This window comes from Microcoleus sp. M2_D5, from assembly GCF_036701935.1.
Lineage (GTDB): Bacteria > Cyanobacteriota > Cyanobacteriia > Cyanobacteriales > Microcoleaceae > Microcoleus.
On sequence record NZ_JAUBRP010000108.1, the window covers coordinates 1 to 16406 of the forward strand.

10 protein-coding genes are annotated in these 16406 nt (G+C 44.9%); 5 read left to right on the forward strand and 5 right to left on the reverse strand.

All coding sequences use genetic code 11. The features are described from left to right. The first annotated feature begins 222 nt into the window (after positions 1-222). From QUA50_RS27445 to QUA50_RS27460, 4 genes are all read left to right on the forward strand, one after another. Positions 223-693: a hypothetical protein gene (locus QUA50_RS27445; protein ID WP_333268380.1), complete on the forward strand. Its 471-nt coding sequence runs from the start codon at positions 223-225 to the stop codon at positions 691-693. Between the two features lie 466 nt (positions 694-1159). Next, a complete protein-coding gene (locus tag QUA50_RS27450) occupies positions 1160-2953 on the forward strand; it encodes an N-acetylmuramoyl-L-alanine amidase (RefSeq protein ID WP_333268378.1) in 1794 nt (597 codons plus the stop codon). A 112-nt stretch (positions 2954-3065) separates the two neighbouring features. Continuing rightward, a complete protein-coding gene (gene murI / locus QUA50_RS27455; protein WP_333268376.1) occupies positions 3066-3926 on the forward strand; it encodes a glutamate racemase in 861 nt (286 codons plus the stop codon). Positions 3927-4119: 193 nt separating this feature from the next. Further along, positions 4120-4674, forward strand: a complete 555-nt coding sequence (locus QUA50_RS27460; RefSeq protein WP_006635267.1) for an NYN domain-containing protein — start codon at positions 4120-4122, stop codon at positions 4672-4674. A 573-nt stretch (positions 4675-5247) separates the two neighbouring features. Here the strand turns inward: QUA50_RS27460 and QUA50_RS27465 are convergent. The 4 genes from QUA50_RS27465 to QUA50_RS27480 all read right to left on the reverse strand — a co-directional run bounded on the left by QUA50_RS27465 (position 5248) and on the right by QUA50_RS27480 (position 8619). Beyond that, positions 5248-6951: an NAD(P)/FAD-dependent oxidoreductase gene (locus tag QUA50_RS27465; protein ID WP_333268374.1), complete on the reverse strand. Its 1704-nt coding sequence runs from the start codon at positions 6949-6951 to the stop codon at positions 5248-5250. Positions 6952-7202: 251 nt separating this feature from the next. Next, on the reverse strand, positions 7203-7457 hold the full coding sequence (locus QUA50_RS27470) for a hypothetical protein (RefSeq protein WP_333268373.1): 255 nt from the start codon (positions 7455-7457) through the stop codon (positions 7203-7205). 84 nt (positions 7458-7541) lie between these two features. Beyond that, entirely contained in the window at positions 7542-8288 is a 747-nt protein-coding gene (locus QUA50_RS27475) for a hypothetical protein (RefSeq protein ID WP_333268371.1), read from the reverse strand. 112 nt (positions 8289-8400) lie between these two features. Next, the gene (locus tag QUA50_RS27480) at positions 8401-8619 is read right to left on the reverse strand and encodes a hypothetical protein (RefSeq protein ID WP_333268369.1); all 219 of its coding nucleotides are present in this window, start codon (positions 8617-8619) and stop codon (positions 8401-8403) included. Positions 8620-8783: 164 nt separating this feature from the next. Between QUA50_RS27480 and QUA50_RS27485 the strand changes: the two genes are divergently transcribed. Next, positions 8784-14714, forward strand: a complete 5931-nt coding sequence (locus QUA50_RS27485; RefSeq protein ID WP_333268367.1) for an AAA family ATPase — start codon at positions 8784-8786, stop codon at positions 14712-14714. Positions 14715-14853: 139 nt separating this feature from the next. Here the strand turns inward: QUA50_RS27485 and QUA50_RS27490 are convergent, their stop codons facing one another. Beyond that, a complete protein-coding gene (locus tag QUA50_RS27490) occupies positions 14854-16041 on the reverse strand; it encodes a glycosyltransferase family 2 protein (protein ID WP_333268365.1) in 1188 nt (395 codons plus the stop codon). Positions 16042-16406 lie beyond the last annotated feature (365 nt).

A 16406-nucleotide genomic window follows, 5' to 3' on the forward strand; every position in this document is an offset into this window, starting at 1 on the left:
ATCCGTTGGCGGTACTCGCGGAGCTCGATATATCCGCCTCGGTTATAGCGTCCGCCCCCTTGTCGCATTTTAGGTGGACGACTCATGGAGCAAAGTAAGTCTCCGTCTTTCTGTGATGTCATGTATCTACTGTTATTGATGGTTGCTTCTTTGAGAAGCTCAGAGATTGACACAATCACCAAGATAGTGTATCTTCTCTAACTGGTAGTACAGATCCAAGTTATGCAGTTAGTCGAAAGGCAAGTCATTAAACCAAATCACAGGTTTTACCCAGAAGCCGATCGATTGTCTTTGCTGTCCAACAAACTTTACAACTGCGATAACTACTATATCTACGGTCAAAACTTTTTCTCAGGTCAACTAACCAATGCTCTGGGTGTCTATCGAACACTCAAAAAGAGTCTAAAGTACAAAGCATTGCCGGCCCAAGTAACACACAAAACTCTCCCGTTACTGCTGAAAACATGGACTAGCTATCATAGTGTTAAATTGGCGGGCGCGATCGCGATCGCCCCACTAAGTTTCAAGCAGCACCGAAAATCCCTGATTAAAAAATTCAGAAAAAAAGAGAGCAGGGGCGATATGTATTTGTATTTAACTGTCAATGTGTTAGCAAAAAAGCTTTTCCCAAAGAATATATCAGTTTATCTGGGACTAACATTTGTCGGTATTGAAAAGTTACCTAAATCTTGAAAATCCGGATTGTTCGCAAGGTAAGTTGTTAAGTTATTGAGGTAGTTTAGGAAAAGTTAGAACAAAACGCAAGTGTAAAGCGGATTATAACCCTTGCCGTAACGAGCTTCGCCAACATTAAAGAGCTATGAAACCCCTCCCTGGAACAACGGTAAAATTCTACATTCTAACTTGTACCTTCTAGCTTCAAGAAACACCTTGTTTCTTGCTCCTAAAAATAAATACCTTCCCTTGTGCCAACAATCTTTCAGTCTGCTTATAACCGATCGCCCCCAATTATACGGGAAAGTTCAAAAATGCCGGTATCTGGCATTTTGGAGCCTGTTAACGCATAAAAAAGTCAATTTAGCCAACAACTGACGGCCCCCGTGCCCCCGGTCTGCTGGCGGCTAACTGCTGAAAGCCTCTGAGGGCAAGCAGCGCCCTTCCAGCTTTTGGCAGTAACGCAAACGAGGAAAAAACTGTCGTGAAATTCCACTGGCTACTACCGAGTTTCTTAAGTGTATTTTTGCTCGCCGGAGCCGCCGAAGCAGCTAGACTGCAATCTTGGCGGTTTGATGCTTCAGAGAACCGGCTTTACATTACAACAGACGGGGGAGTACAACCCAAGGCTCAACTGATCTTCAACCCGATGCGGTTGGTAATCGACTTGCCGGGAACGAGTCTGGGTCGTCCCTCGGTCAGCAGACCGCTCTCAGGAGCGATCGAATCGGTGCGGGTAGGGCAGTTTGACAACGATACGACCAGAATTGTCGTCGAGATCAGAGACGGGTTTACCATAGACCCTCAGCAAGTAAAATTCCGGGGTATTTCTTCGAGCGAATGGACAGTGGATTTGCCAACGCCGGTGCGGGCAGAAACTCAAAATCCGATTTCAGAGCCAGGGGGAGAAAGGTTATCGGTTGAACCTTCAGCATCCCAAGCCGAGTCGGCCCAGGCGACTGTAGTTCAGAACGTTCAGGTGACGGCGGACGGTTTTTTAGTCCGAACAGCGGGCGGTCGCCCCCAAATTAATTTTCAACAAAGTCGGGCCGGGGACATCGCCACCCTCGATATTGAAGGAGCTAGTTTAGATCCGGGCCTAAGCAGCCAACAGCCTCAAACTAACGGCAGGCACGGGGTTGACAAGATAGAAGTCCGACAACTGCCAACAGACCCGCCCGTTACCCGCGTGACTTTGCGGATGAAGAGTCCTAATACTCAGTGGCGGGCGTCTGTGAGCAATTTGGGCGGGGTTGTGCTATTGCCTGGAAGTGTAGTACGACAGCCCTCGGTTCCCCGCCGCCTGACTGTAGACCCTCCGGCTAGACAAGCTCAAGGAAATTTAGCGAGAGTTCAGTCAATTGATTTAGCCAGTAACGGCACCCAACTGGTGGTGAGAACTGACCGCCAAGTCTCCTATAGCAGCGGGTGGGCTCAGGGGTCGAGAGCTTACTGGATCAGGATCGCCTCTAGTTCCCTGGCGGGGGAAATTCCTCAGCTCGATGCCAACAGTCCTGTATCGTTTAGTGCCAGCCAAGAAGATGCGGAGACTGTGGTGATTTGGGTGCAGCCGCGATCGGGGGTAGAGGTAGGCAGGGTGACGAGGCCGAGTCCGCAGTTGCTGTCTTTGCAGTTGCGATCGTCGAATGCTAGCGCGCAGCCTTTGACTCGCACTCCCAATTTGCAGCCTTTGCCGAGAAGGACTTTCGGAACCGATGATTTGCCCCAAGCTTCTAACCGCCGCGCCGTAATAGTAATCGATCCCGGTCACGGTGGCCGCGATCCGGGGGCAGTCGGGATTCAGGGCATTCTGGAAAAGGAGATTGTTTTGGATATCTCGCTTCAGGTGGCGAGGCTGCTGGAACAGCAAGGGGTGCAGGCGGTGATGACTCGGACTGACGACAGGGAAATCGACCTGGATCCCAGAGTTTCTTTGGCGGAACGGGTGAATGCTACTTTGTTTGTCAGCATTCACGCTAATGCGATTAATATGAGTCGGCCGGATATCAATGGGATTGAGACTTATTATTTCAATAACGGCCAAGATTTGGCCAGGGTGATTCACGCCAGTATTTTGGAGGGGACGGGGGCGAATGACCGCCGAGTGCGGCAGGCGCGATTTTATGTTTTGAGGAAGACTTCTATGCCTTCTGTTTTGCTGGAGGTAGGTTTTGTGACGGGTGCTGAAGATGCTGCTAGGCTTTCTGACCCAGCTTACCGCAGTCAAATGGCGGCTTCGATCGCTCGCGGCATTTTGCTTTATCTTCAACAAAGATAATGGGCTGTTGACGGTTGACGGTTGACGGTTGACGGTTAACTGTTGACTAATGCCAACTGCCAACTGCCAACTAACAACTGCCAACTGCCAACTGACAACTAACTATTGACAAATGACAACAGACTCTGGACAACAAAGAATCGGTATTTTTGACAGCGGCGTGGGCGGTTTGACTGTTTTGACCCAGTTGTACCAACAATTGCCCAACGAATCGATACTTTATTTTGGAGATACGGCGAGGCTGCCTTACGGCACTCGCACGCCGTCAGAAATTGTGGAGTTTGTCCGCGAAATTATGGCCTGGTTGGTGGAACAGGATGTGAAAATGGTCATTATGGCCTGCAACACCAGTTCTGCTTTGGCGATGGAGATGGTGCAGGCTGAGTTTGATATCCCGGTGCTGGGAGTAATTCTGCCGGGGGCGCAGGCTGCGGTGCAGCAAGGCAAGCGGATCGGAGTCATCGCAACTCCTGCTACTGCTGCTAGCAATGCTTATCGAAATGCGATTTTGGAGATGGACGATTCTTGCCTGGTGTGGCAGGTTAGCTGTCCGGCTTTTGTGCCGCTGGTGGAGCAAAACCGGATTCACGATCCTTATACTTGTGAGGTGGCTCGCGAATATTTGGCTCCTTTGATTCAGCAGCGCATCGATACGCTGATTTACGGCTGCACTCATTATCCGCTGTTGGCTCCGGTGCTGCGATCGCTTTTGCCTGCTGGGGTGACTTCGATCGATCCTGCGGTACGGGTGGTGGCTGCAGCAGCCAGAGAATTGGAGCTTTTGGGGCTGCGGAATGCTGGTACTGCGCTGCCGACTCGTTTTTGCGTGAGCGGCCCCCCGCAGCAGTTTGCCCAGTTGTCGGTGCAGTGGCTGGGTTGTACTCCTGCTGTTGAGAAAATATCCCTGCCGACAGTTGTACGTAGCGAAGCGGGGCGTAAGCCATCGCCTGTATCGCTGGAATCTGCAGAATAATCCCGCAACTCGCTCGATTGTTTGATGGAGCAAATCTAACCCCCCAAAACCCAGGTAAAGCTGGCTTTGGGGGGTTTAATTATTGCGATCGAAGCTAGCAATAACACATCAATTTGTAATAAAATGCAACAAAAGCTTTGATAAACAATGCAAATAATGTCCTATACGTGCTGGAGCTATTCAGCCTTGAACCATGTCACCCTACGTATCGCAAGCAGTTTTACTTGTAGACGGCTATAACATAATTGGACTTTGGCCTCGACTCCGAGAGAAGCGCGATCGCGACGAACTCGAAACAGCTCGCCGCGAGTTGATTGAGGTTTTAGTTAACTACAGCGCCGTTCAAGATTTTGAGGCCAGGCTGGTGTTTGACGCCCACTATCGAGATACTCCCGGCGTTAAAGAAATTATTACTAAAAATTTATCAGTGCACTACACTGACTTCGGTCAGACAGCAGATACTTATATTGAAAAATCTTGTGCTAGTTTGCGCTACGAGTTGCGATCGGTCAAAGGCAAAGGCCGCATGATTGTCGCCACCTCAGACCGAGCGCAGCAATTGACCGTAGTCGGCTACGGTGCCGAATGGATGTCCGCCGAACAACTAGCGGCTGACGTAGAATCCACCGCCCGCCGCAGCGAGCGCCGGCACAAATCCCGCAAACAAAATTCCAGTCGCTTTCTCGCCAGTTCCCTCGATCCCGAATCCCAGCAGCGCCTCGCCAAGTTGAGAATGGGGCTGCATTAGCTGCTGAAACCCGCTCCCTGTCTGACAAAAAAAAAGTTTCTCAAAGGCCTTGCCAAATCGAGGAAGTTCAGCTATTGTTAGTAAATGTGGGTAACAAAAACCCCCAATCCTCGGTAGCTCAGTGGCAGAGCGGTCGGCTGTAATGAATGCAAGCCTTTGGTATCAACCAAAAGCCCTAGTGACATAGCAGCTCTATCCGGTAACGGATACTGAAAAATCGGGTGAATTCAAGGAAACCGCAGCACTTCGGGTGGCGGCAATCTTGAGCCAAGTCTGGCGAAAGGCAGCGGTTGCGATCGCAAGTAGCCGGAAAGGTGCAGAGACTAGAGATGAGGAGCCTCACCAATAAATCTCATAGCGCCCGACATCCGACGACAAATCGCACACGTGATTTGTAGGGATGATGAAATAGTCCGCCCCCTTCGGAAACGTTGGGATAAGTGTAACCGATTGGTCGTAGGTTCAAATCCTACCCGGGGAGTTAGTAAAAGTCTGAAGTTGGAATTTTCCAGCTTCAGACTTTTTCTTTTTTAAGATTTGAGATGGTTTGGGGTTCAGCTTTCTGGTAGCGCCTTAATTCACATCCCTGTGAGTGTGAATTAACTCACCTTCCATAGGTATGGAAATATTCAACTTAGACAACTCCGGGTTTAATATCGCCTTGACAATACCAGAACTCACCATCACCTCCAAACAACCAAGGGCTTGATGAAGAGCTACTCGTGCGTGCTGCAAAGAAAAACGTTCCTTAAACACCAGTACCAACTGCCGATAAATTTGTTCAATGTACTGAGTGCGGCCCAAAATGTCAATCAGCAAACCATATAAACCTGTAACAGGCAAGCGCTGACCGTTCTTCACATAACACTTGATCTTGCTAATTTGACCAGCATCATAAACAGCTACAAACTCGACTTCCGCATCCAATAAATCTAACTGAAACACATTGTATGCCGAAAGTAGCCACGGAACCTCCTGCTGCGAGAAGCGCTGCATCACCTGTTTCATAGAACCCAAATCAAATCCAGCAATCGCAGCTTGACCCAAAATATCATTCGTGAATCCGCCTTGAGCCAACCACTGAAAAGCTTTTTCCGGGCTTAAATTCAACCCAGAATCCCGCGCGATTTCCCTAGAATGCTCTTGTAAATCAGTGAACTGACCGTTAGCAGCGTACCAGTAATCGGCGAACCGAATATGCTGTTGCACTCGGCGTCGTTGATTCCCATCGTATTGAGTTTTCAGCCAGTTAGCCTCGTGCTTCTGCTGCTCTAGTTCCAAAATTGTGTAAGCCACTTCACGGGCACCAGTGTGAGCTAAAGTCATGCCAGCAGCTAAAATTGGGTCGGCAAAACCTGCAGCTTCTCCAACCAAAAACCAGTTTTCTCCTACTGTTCTATCAGCTAAAAACGACCAATCTTTTGTAGTTTCAATCTTTCCGGTACTGGTAGCATTAGCGATTAACTTGCTGATGCGGGGTTCGCTTTTGAGTGCTTGAGAGTATATATCCTCTGGCCGCTGTTTCATCTGCTTGTAATGTTCCGCAGGGCAAATAAAGCCGATACTGGTGCGAGTGGGGCCCAAGGGAATAAACCAAATCCACCCGTGACTCAAACTCATTACCTGTACGCGGGTGCCACCAACGCCAATTTCATCAGCCCATTCAGCGTTTGTCCAGTAGTCCCAGATAGCGATATTTTGCAACCGCGTCGGGCAGTGTGTTTCAATTCCTAAAACTCGCCGCAGCACGCCGATGTGGCCGGAGGCGTCGATGTAGTAGCGGGCAGTTATTTGTTCTTGCCGCAGGTGCAGGGCGGTAATGCGATCGCCCTCCATATCTACTTTAACAACGGGGGTTTCTTCTCTTACTAAGCATCCCATTTCTTCCGCGTGACGCAGCAAAATTTCGTCGTATTTTGCTCGATCGACTTGGAAAGCAGTTTGCCTTCTCTGTCCCTCAAATTTAGCAGGACGCCGCTCATCTTTAAACTGCTCAGGCTTGATAAAATTAAAATCCCAAGGATGCGGATCTGTTCCCCAGCGATAGGTAGCACCGATTTTAATTGGGAAGTCGGCTGCTTCTACTTTGTCCCAACATCCCATTTCTTGAAGCACATCACTAATTTGAGGCAATTGACTTTCCCCAACGTGATCGCGAGGAAATTTTTCTTTCTCTACGATTAGCACGCTCAGATTGGGATTGTATTTCTTGATCAGAGTGCCAGCAGTGCTCCCAGCGGGGCCGCCGCCCACAATTACAACGTCGTAATGGCTCATATCACAGAGAAATAGTAGATGATAATTTTGGGCATTGACGAGAAAAATGTCTAACTATTCAGCCTCCAAATGAGCGAGGCTGAATAGTTATTTTCAACAGGTTTTATCTGAGATGTTGCACCATTCCCAAGAACTTGTAGGGGCGGGTTCACCAACCGCTTTAAATGGTACAAACAGGTTAAGTAAACCCGCCCCCACCCACGAAAAAGCCCCAATTAAAATTGGTGCAACCTTTCAGTTTGCAACAGATTTTATCCCACTACTACTTTCTCATCTTCAGCTATGGGAGAAGTGTGAGCGATATTCAGATTCTCAGTCCAAGTGTGAGCAATATCCAGATTCTCAGTCCAAGTGTGAGCGATATCCAGATTCTCAGTCCAAGTGTGAGCAATATCCAGATTCTCAGTCCAAGTGTGAGCGATATCCAAATTCTCAGTCCAAGTGTGGATCAAATTCGGTTCTAGTTCATTCATGAGCGTAGAAGAATTGCTGTTAAGTTGTGACATGATAGGTCTCCTTGTACGTAATAGATTTTGTCTAATTCTAAGATCGATCTGGTTCTAAAAGTACCAAATTTTACATCTCGTAAGCTACGCAGCTTTTAAAGGTTGCAAAATCTCGCGGGGTTCGGTAAAAGGTTGGTCAAAGCTATGGGTTTTTGCATAAACCAGAAGTTGATCAATCTGTTTCGTGAAAATTTCAAACAAATTTTCAACTATCTCAAAAATCTCTTGACGGCTCTCAATAGTCAGTGGTATGTTTTTGATCGATTGCTCAACATCCGGCGTCCCTGTAGTATGACCTGTTTCCACATCCAAATGAAAACAGCCAAAATAGATAAGCTCCTTTTTAGTAATTGATCGGAGTTCTTCGGCAATTGATGCTGTCGCTGACAAAAACACGTTACCCGATGCTTCTACCACTTCCAGGATTGCTAGCTTAGTGATTGGACTGGCTCCAAAAGCGTATCGAAAAATTTGATATGTTACCAACCGTGAAGCTTTTAGTTGTTCGCTCCAGACAAAATTCAAAGCATCGCTGAACTTCAAGGATTTGTTATTAATACCCAGTGTTTCCATGTCGGCCAAAAACCACAACCAGTGATGATCGTCTTCGTAAGTATGATTGTTGATCATTGCCTGAAGAGGATCGTTGGTTGGTTCTTCTCGGAAAATAGACTGGTTCAATTCACCAAAACTCATTGCAAAGTGAGCAATGCAGGGAGCGAAAGCTAGGCGTTGTCTTGGGTCTATGCTTTTGTCTCGCATAAACTCAAATAGCTCTGCTTTAGCAAATTCTTGCTTCTTCTTTTCAATCAATTCTAGGATTTCTTCCATTGTGATTCACCTTATTCTGAATCTATAGGCTAGTAACTTAATCACGACATAAATGTGATTTGAATCAATAATTGTTGTGTTTGAGATCACGTTTGATTATGTTCTCGATCGCCTAAACCTGCGTTTTCGTCCCCCGGTCATCCCCTTCGTTGTTGGTTAGCGGACTCAAACGTTGAGCAAAACCTTGAGTATATAAAAATTTGTCTGTCATGTGTGCGATCGGCATCACAGAATTTGTTACAATATGGCAATCAACTCCGTGAGGTGTCAGACCGTACATGATTAAGTCGGAGTTCAAACCAGATGTTTGGCTGTCCGCCCGTCCAGGCACTTTCAAAGTTTAGGCATCTCGCTATCTAAAAAATCCCTGAGTAATTACTTAGATTGTAACGTATCCCCAGTTACCAAATTTACAAAAAATACTTAAGTATAGTTCGCCAGAGATTCGATATCAAGCGCAATGTTTACTAAAAATTTCCTCAGAGAATAAAAGCCATGAATACACTTCCCGGTTACAAAATCACAGAAGTTGTTCAACTTGGTGTGAAGTCCATCATTTATCGCGCAGTCAGGGAATCAGATAGAGCCTCAGTCATTATTAAAACACTCAATACCGAGTACCCCACAATAGAAGAAATTACCCGTTTGAGACATGAATACAAAATTAGCTCGAATCTCAAACTCGAAGGGATTGTCAAACCCCATAGCTTAGAAAAATATAACAACTGTTTCGCTCTGATCTTAGAAGATTGTGGCGGTCAATCTCTCAAGCACCATCAAGCAGGTAAAAGCATTAAACTTCAGAAGTTTTTGCCACTAGCTATTCAAGTGGCTCAAACTCTCGGAGAAGTGCATCGCAACCAAATTATTCATAAAGATATAAAACCAGCAAATATTATCATTACACCAGATTTTGAACAAGTAAAAATCACCGACTTTAGCATGGCGACGCGCCTATCGAGAGAAGTCCACCAAAATAGAAATACTATGGTGCTAGAAGGCACTCTAGCCTATATATCCCCAGAGCAAACTGGTCGGATGAACCGAGACCTCGACTACCGAACTGACTTGTACTCTCTAGGCATCACCTTTTATGAAATGCTGACAGGAGAGTTGCCCTTTAATTCAACCGACCCGCTAGAATTAATTCACAGCCACATTGCGGTGACGCCAGTTCCTCCCCATCAACTAAACAATCAAGTCCCGCAGATAATTTCATCCCTTGTCATGAAACTATTAGCTAAAAATGCCGAAGACAGATATCAAAGTGCCTTTGGAGTAAAAGCAGACCTGGAAAATTGTCTAACTCAGCTACAAACTACTGGCAAAATTGAAAATTTCATTCCAGGGACACTTGACAAATCTGGTCAATTTTTGATTACCAAAAAACTCTACGGTCGCACACAAGAAGTCGCTGATTTGATGGCATCATTCGAGCGAGTCAGCTTTGGGAATACAGAGATGGTGTTGGTAAGCGGTTACTCAGGAATCGGTAAAACCTCAGTTGTCAGTGAAATCCACAGACCAATTGTCAGGCAGCGGGGTTATTTTATTGCTGGCAAATTTGACCAATTTAAGCGGGATATTCCTTATGCTGCAATAACTCAAGCGTTTGAGTCATTGATGCAGCAGTTATTCACCAAAAGCTCAGAAGATTTGGTAATTTGGAAAGAAAAGCTGTTGTCACGGCTGGGTAATAACGGTGCAATTATTATTGATGTTGTTCCTTCAGTCGAAATAATCATTGGTTCGCAGCCTTCTGTTCCACAATTGGGGCCGACAGAATCTCAAAATCGCTTTAATCGATTGTTCAAAGAATTCATAAATATGTTTGCCCGAGCCGAACACCCATTAGTTCTATTTTTGGATGATTTGCAGTGGGCAGATTTAGCTTCCTTAAAATTGATTCAGGAATTAGTTACTGACCAGGATAGCCGATATTTTTTACTGATAGGAGCCTATCGAGATAACGAAGTGAATTCGACTCATCCGTTAGTTCAAACTGTCGAAAAAATTCAACAGACTGGTGCTGCTGTGCATCAAATTATCCTCCCATGTTTAGATTTGAGCAGCGTCACTGAGCTAGTATGCGATACTTTGGGTAATCAAACTGAAAACTTAAACTCTTTGACTGAGTTAATTTTTAATAAAACTGGCGGAAATCCATTTTTTATAACTCAACTTCTTTCAACTATTCACTCAGAACAACTTTTAGTTTTTGATTTCACTATTGGTGCATGGCAGTGGGACATCACGGAAATTGAACTCGCTGGTATTGCAGATTACAGTGTCGTTGAATTAGTTGCTCGGAATCTGCAACAACTGCCGGAGGAGACGCAGCAAGTATTAAAATTAGCTGCTTGTATGGGCAACCATTTTAATTTAGAAAATTTGGCAATTGTTCGGGAAAAATCCGGCTCGGAAACGGCGGTAGATTTATGGGATGCACTTGAAGCTGGTTTAATTCTGCCAATGAGCGATGCTTACAAAATTCCGATGCTTGATGAGGAAATCGTGAAAACACACCGGAGGGGCGGGACGCCAATCCCACAAAACAATCAAAATCATCCCGCAATTATGCAACGCTCAATTGATTACAGGTTTTTGCACGATCGCGTACAGCAAGCCGCCTATTCTCTTATCCCTGACTCCGAGAAAAAACAAACTCACTTAAAAATCGGCTCCATGCTATTGCACGGCGGGCACGGGGGCACCGCCCCTACGGCATCGGAGATAGCAGAAAATATCTTTGATATTGTCAACCAACTCAATATCGGGGTGGAATTCATCATAAATCAGGAACAGCGAATTGAACTAGCTAAATTGAATCTCATAGCAGGTAAGAAAGCTAAGGCTTGTGCCGCCTATCAAGCAGCGCTAAAATATTTTAATGCAGGTCTCGAACTTCTACCCGATGGGGCTTGGCAGAGTCACTACGATTTAATTATGGAAATCCATTCCGAAGCACTGGAAGCTTCCTATATAAATATCGATTTCGAGCGCTCATTTTACCTATCAAATGTTATTATGTCGCGCGCTAAAACTTTGCTAGATAAACTCCCCGTTTATGAGCTAAAAGTTATTTTTTACTTCAATCAAAATAAAGCTCAAGCTTCGATAGATATAGCTCTAGAAGCTTTGAAAATGCTGGGAGTGTACATACCTAAAAATCCACAAAAAGTCAATATTTTAATGGAGCTATTTCGCACAAAACTAGCTTTAAGAAATAAGCAGATTGAGGATTTATTACAACTGCCACCAATGACTGACCCTAATAAAATTGCGGCTATACGGATTTTAACAAATATGGTTCCGGCTGCTTTTATAGCATTACCCGATATGTTCCCACCGATCGCTTTTAAAATTGTTACTCTTTCTCTTAAGTACGGGAATACGCCACTATCTAGTGTTGGGTATTCAAACTATGCTTCGCTCCAGTGTGGGGTTTTAGGCGATATGAGTTCTGGATACCGATACGGTCAAATGGCTCAGGCACTTTTAGAACGATTCCACACAAACTTACACAACTCTCAAATTTCACTAATTTTTAATGGTTTTATCCGTCACTGGTCTGAACACGTAAGGGAAAGTCTTAGCGGTTTACTTGAGGGTATTCAGAGTGGACTGGAAGCTGGAGATGTCAACAATGCTTGTTATTGTGCTAGTTTTTACAGCAATTATATATTGTTGAGTGGGGAACCTCTGGAGTCGGTGGAGACTAAGCAGAGTCACTATATTCAAATGTTGGTAAATTATAAGAATGAATTTATGATTTATCAAGCTAGAGTTGGAGCACAAATTGTCTTAAACTTACAAGGTAAAACAGCCAATCCTTGCCTATTGACTGGCGACAATTTTAATGAAGAAAATATGGTGCCAGGATTAAGAGATGGTCAAAATAATCTGGTAATATTTGTAGTGCATTTGTCTAAATTATGGCTAAATTACCTATTTAAAGATTATGCAATTTCTGCTGAAAATGCCATTATGGCATCAAATTATTCTGAGGCTGTGATGGGCACGATGTATGTTCCCCTCCACAATTTTTACTATTCCCTAACACTTTTAGCTTTGTATCCCACAGCTTCAAAATTTGAACCGAAAAAATACTTAAAAAAAGTTGCTTCGCTTCAGAAAAAAATGAAGCATTGGGCTGTGAACTCTCCGAGAAATTATCAGCATAAATATGACTTGGTAGAGGCAGAGAAAGCGCGAGTATTGGGACAATATGAAAAAGCTGCTCTGTATTACGATCGAGCGGTGAAAGGAGCTTCGGAGAATGAATACATCCACGAAGAAGCGCTAGCCAACGAACGCGCGGCAGAATTTTATCTGGCTCGCGGTCGAAACAAAGTGGCTCAGAGTTATCTAATAGATGCTTACTACGGCTATATTCACTGGGGAGCAACCGCCAAGGTCAAACATTTGGAGTCAGAATATCCGATTTCTTTACCCCCTGTATCGGCAGGAAGAGCCAGCGGCGATCGAACTACTACTAGCACTAATTATAGCACGAGCAGCAGTCACAGCAGTTTATTGGATTTGACAACTGTTGTTAAAGCATCTCAAGCGCTAGCTAGTGAAATTGTGTTAGACAAGTTGTTAGAAAAGTTAATGAAAATGGCGATCGAGAATGCTGGGGCACAAAAAGGTTTTCTGTTGATGCCCAAGGAAGGCAAATTGCTGATTCAAGCAGCGGCATCGGTGGAGTCTTCGGATGTTGCAGTTGAAGAATGCCCTAGAGTATCTCCTGCAGAGGTTTTGCCAATAACCGTGATTAATTATGTTGAAAAAACGCACTTAGATGTAGTTTTAAGTCAGGCTGCTAGAAAAGGTCTATTTACAGACGATCCCTATATTAAAAGGCACCAAGTGAAATCTGCGCTTTGTATTCCTATTGTGAATCAAAGCAAACTTGTAGCTCTCCTTTATCTGGAAAATAATTTAGCTACTGAAGCATTTTCTCCAACTAGATTGGAAGTTTTGAAAATTCTTTCTTCCCAGGCTGCCATCTCTCTAGAAAATGCGGTACTTGTTGCTAATTTGTCGGAGGCAAAGGAACAGTTGGAGGATTATTCCCGAACGCTGGAGGTGAGAGTCCAAGAGCGCACGCAGGAATTAAAGACTAAAGAAGCTAAGCTGCAAGAAGCTCAAAAACTGGCGCACCTGGGCAACTGGGAATTTGATTTGGAGGGGGATAAATTAACTTGGTCGGAGGAAGTATTCCGAATTTTTGGCCTCGATCCTAAACTACCAGAACCCACTATTTTAGAACACAGGAAGCAAATTCATCCAGATGACCTAAAGTTGTGGTTAGAGGCAGTAGAGCAGATTAGTCTATTAGGAAATCCTTGCGAGTATGAGATGAGAATTTTGCGCGCTGATGGAGCTGTCAGATATATTTATCTTAAGGCGCAAGCTATTTTTGATGGCGGTAAGGTGATTAAGTTATTTGGGACGATACAGGACATTACGGATCGCAAGTTAGCGGAGGATGCTTTGCGACTGTCTGAGGGGCAATTGAGAGAAAAAGCGACACAATTAGAAGTTACTTTGTCCCAATTACGCTCGACGCAGACTCAACTAATTCAGACTGAAAAAATGTCTTCTTTGGGACAGTTGGTAGCGGGGGTTGCTCACGAAATTAATAATCCGATTAATTTCATTTATGGCAATGTTCTCCATGCTAGCGATTATAGCTCGGAGCTGCTGGGATTGATTGAGCTTTACCAGAAGTCTTACCCGAATGCTAATCCTGAGATTGTTGCTAGAACAGAAGATATTGACCTGCCTTTTATTCAAGAAGATTTGCCTAAAATTCTAAAATCAATGCAGGTTGGGGTCGATCGCGTTCGCAATATTGTGCTGTCGCTGCGGAATTTCTCACGCCTGGATGAAGCCGAGATGAAACCAGTGGATGTTCACTCCGGGATTGATTCGACTCTGCTAATTTTGCAGCACAGGTTGAAAAAGGATGCACTAGGACATGGGGTTGAGGTAGTTAAAGAATACGGTCAACTGCCGAAGGTAAATTGTTATGCTTCTGGGTTAAATCAGGTGTTTATGAATATTTTGAGCAATGCAATTGATGCAGTGGAGTTAGGAGTTGGGCGACCGGAGACAACTGCCCAACTAGAAAATCCTTTATCTCCAATTTTTGAGCGAAGGATTAAGATTCGGACTGAGGTATGCGACCTAAACTTGGTGAGAATTTATATTGCTGATAATGGTCGGGGGATGACAGAGGAAGTACGATCGCGAATATTTGACCCTTTCTTTACTACAAAAGCTGTGGGCAAAGGTACCGGTTTAGGGTTGAGTATCAGTTATCAGATTGTGGTAGAGAAACACGGCGGGAAGCTAATGTGCTTTTCCGCGGCCGGTGAGGGGGCTGAGTTTGTGATTGAAATTCCCGTGAAGCAGTGAACTTTTTGTAAGTTTTTATATATGTTTTTTTAACCGCCGATAAACGCCGATGAACGCAGATACAATTATCTCTGCGTTCATCTGCGTTCATCTGTGTTTATCGGCTGATATCTGCGGTTAAAACTTCTGAATTTAAATATTAAACATCGCGTTCTGTCCGCACCCATTTAGTTTGCCGCTTCAGGAGAAAACCTAGATACAAAGGGATTTTCCAAAGGATGTAAAAAGGTACAGATAAGAGAGTTGAGCCAGAAATATCGGCACGCCCGAATTTTGCCCAAGCGCCGACAATTGAAACTAAAATCAGCAACCCTTGTACTGCTAACAAGACGGCGGGAATTGAGGATGTTCCCAAAATTGCTGCTAGTAAAGAGGTGGCAAAAGCAGCTAGCCAGATCGCGACTAAAAGCGATAGGGGAGGGACGGATAAGTCGAGGGCGATCGCCAATAAGTCAAAACGTTTTTGTTCGACTGAAGCTGCTGTCAGCCGGGGAGTTTGAGTTAACAATGTCTGTATGTGACCGTGTTCCCACCTGGTTCTTTGACTTTTAGCTGCTTGTTGTTGCTGTGGCAAACACCCGGTGACGTTGGCTTCGGGGCAGAATACTGTTGGGTGTCCGGCGATCGCCAAATCCAAACTCATCTGCATATCTTCAACAATATTGCTGCTTGCTAGGGAAACCGATCGAATTATCGACCAGGGAAAAGCCATGCCAGTACCTGTTAGTAATGATGGGAATCCTAACTGTTTTAATCCGCTGGGACGGACTAAGTTTTTCACAAGAAATGCTAAAGCAGAAATGGAATCTTTGGGAGTAGGATTTGGTGGCTGTTCCATGAGATAAGTTGCTTGCACTGGTCTTTGTTCGGCAACTGCAACCCGGGCTAATTTTTCTATAGAGTCTGGCCCACAGATGCAGTCTGCGTCAACCATGATTACTACTTCTGGGGGGTCGGATTCGATCGACTGCAAGCCAAAATCCAGTGCGTATCCTTTGCCCTTGCGTTGTGTGTCTTGGCGCTCGATCGCACTTGCACCGCAGTTACGGGCGATTTCTGCTGTAGCGTCCGTGCAGTTGTCAGCAATTACTAAGAGGCGGTCTTGAGGTGTTAGCTGTGGCAATATGGTGGAGATGGTGGCGGCAATTCCTGCAGCTTCGTTGTAGGCAGGAATTAAAACTGCTACTTTGGGGCGGGGCGCTTTAGTTTCCGCTGTCTGGCCCTGGCCGGACAAGAAAGCTGCACTGCATTCTAGAAATAGAACTGAAACGGGAATTAGAAGGATCAGGGCGATCGCCAATAGCACAACATCAATCAATAGGAACATTAGCTGATTAATTTCCACAATTCTAGTACCTTAATTTTATTTTATTTGTTGCGTTCATTGAGTGTATTTAATCTTATTGCATCTTTGTTAACTCACTGCGCCACGCTATCTAAAGTATCATTATATCATGCCCGCAAAAAATTATCCTTCTCACATTTGTTGTGAGAACTTAAGTCCTCCTTAAAATATTAGGACTAGCGTCCTCACTAAAAATTAATTTGATTGCGGTTGTGCGGTTTCCAGTAAGATCATATCATGTCAATTCTGACAATGTTAAGTCACTCAATTTAATTAGGGTTTGCTGAATAATCGATCGCCCGCAAAGAACAAGTGCGATCGATATCCTCTAGCTCCATTTAAGATGA

Bases quoted from the DNA above. Each gene is read 5' to 3' on its own strand.
- QUA50_RS27485 (WP_333268367.1), top strand. From the start codon at position 8,784: ATGAATACACTTCCCGGTTACAAAATCACAGAAGTTGTTCAACTTGGT.
- QUA50_RS27475 (WP_333268371.1), bottom strand. From the start codon at position 8,288: ATGGAAGAAATCCTAGAATTGATTGAAAAGAAGAAGCAAGAATTTGCT.
- QUA50_RS27460 (WP_006635267.1), top strand. From the start codon at position 4,120: ATGTCACCCTACGTATCGCAAGCAGTTTTACTTGTAGACGGCTATAAC.
- QUA50_RS27465 (WP_333268374.1), bottom strand. From the start codon at position 6,951: ATGAGCCATTACGACGTTGTAATTGTGGGCGGCGGCCCCGCTGGGAGC.
- QUA50_RS27470 (WP_333268373.1), bottom strand. From the start codon at position 7,457: ATGTCACAACTTAACAGCAATTCTTCTACGCTCATGAATGAACTAGAA.
- murI (WP_333268376.1), top strand. From the start codon at position 3,066: ATGACAACAGACTCTGGACAACAAAGAATCGGTATTTTTGACAGCGGC.
- QUA50_RS27490 (WP_333268365.1), bottom strand. From the start codon at position 16,041: ATGTTCCTATTGATTGATGTTGTGCTATTGGCGATCGCCCTGATCCTT.
- QUA50_RS27445 (WP_333268380.1), top strand. From the start codon at position 223: ATGCAGTTAGTCGAAAGGCAAGTCATTAAACCAAATCACAGGTTTTAC.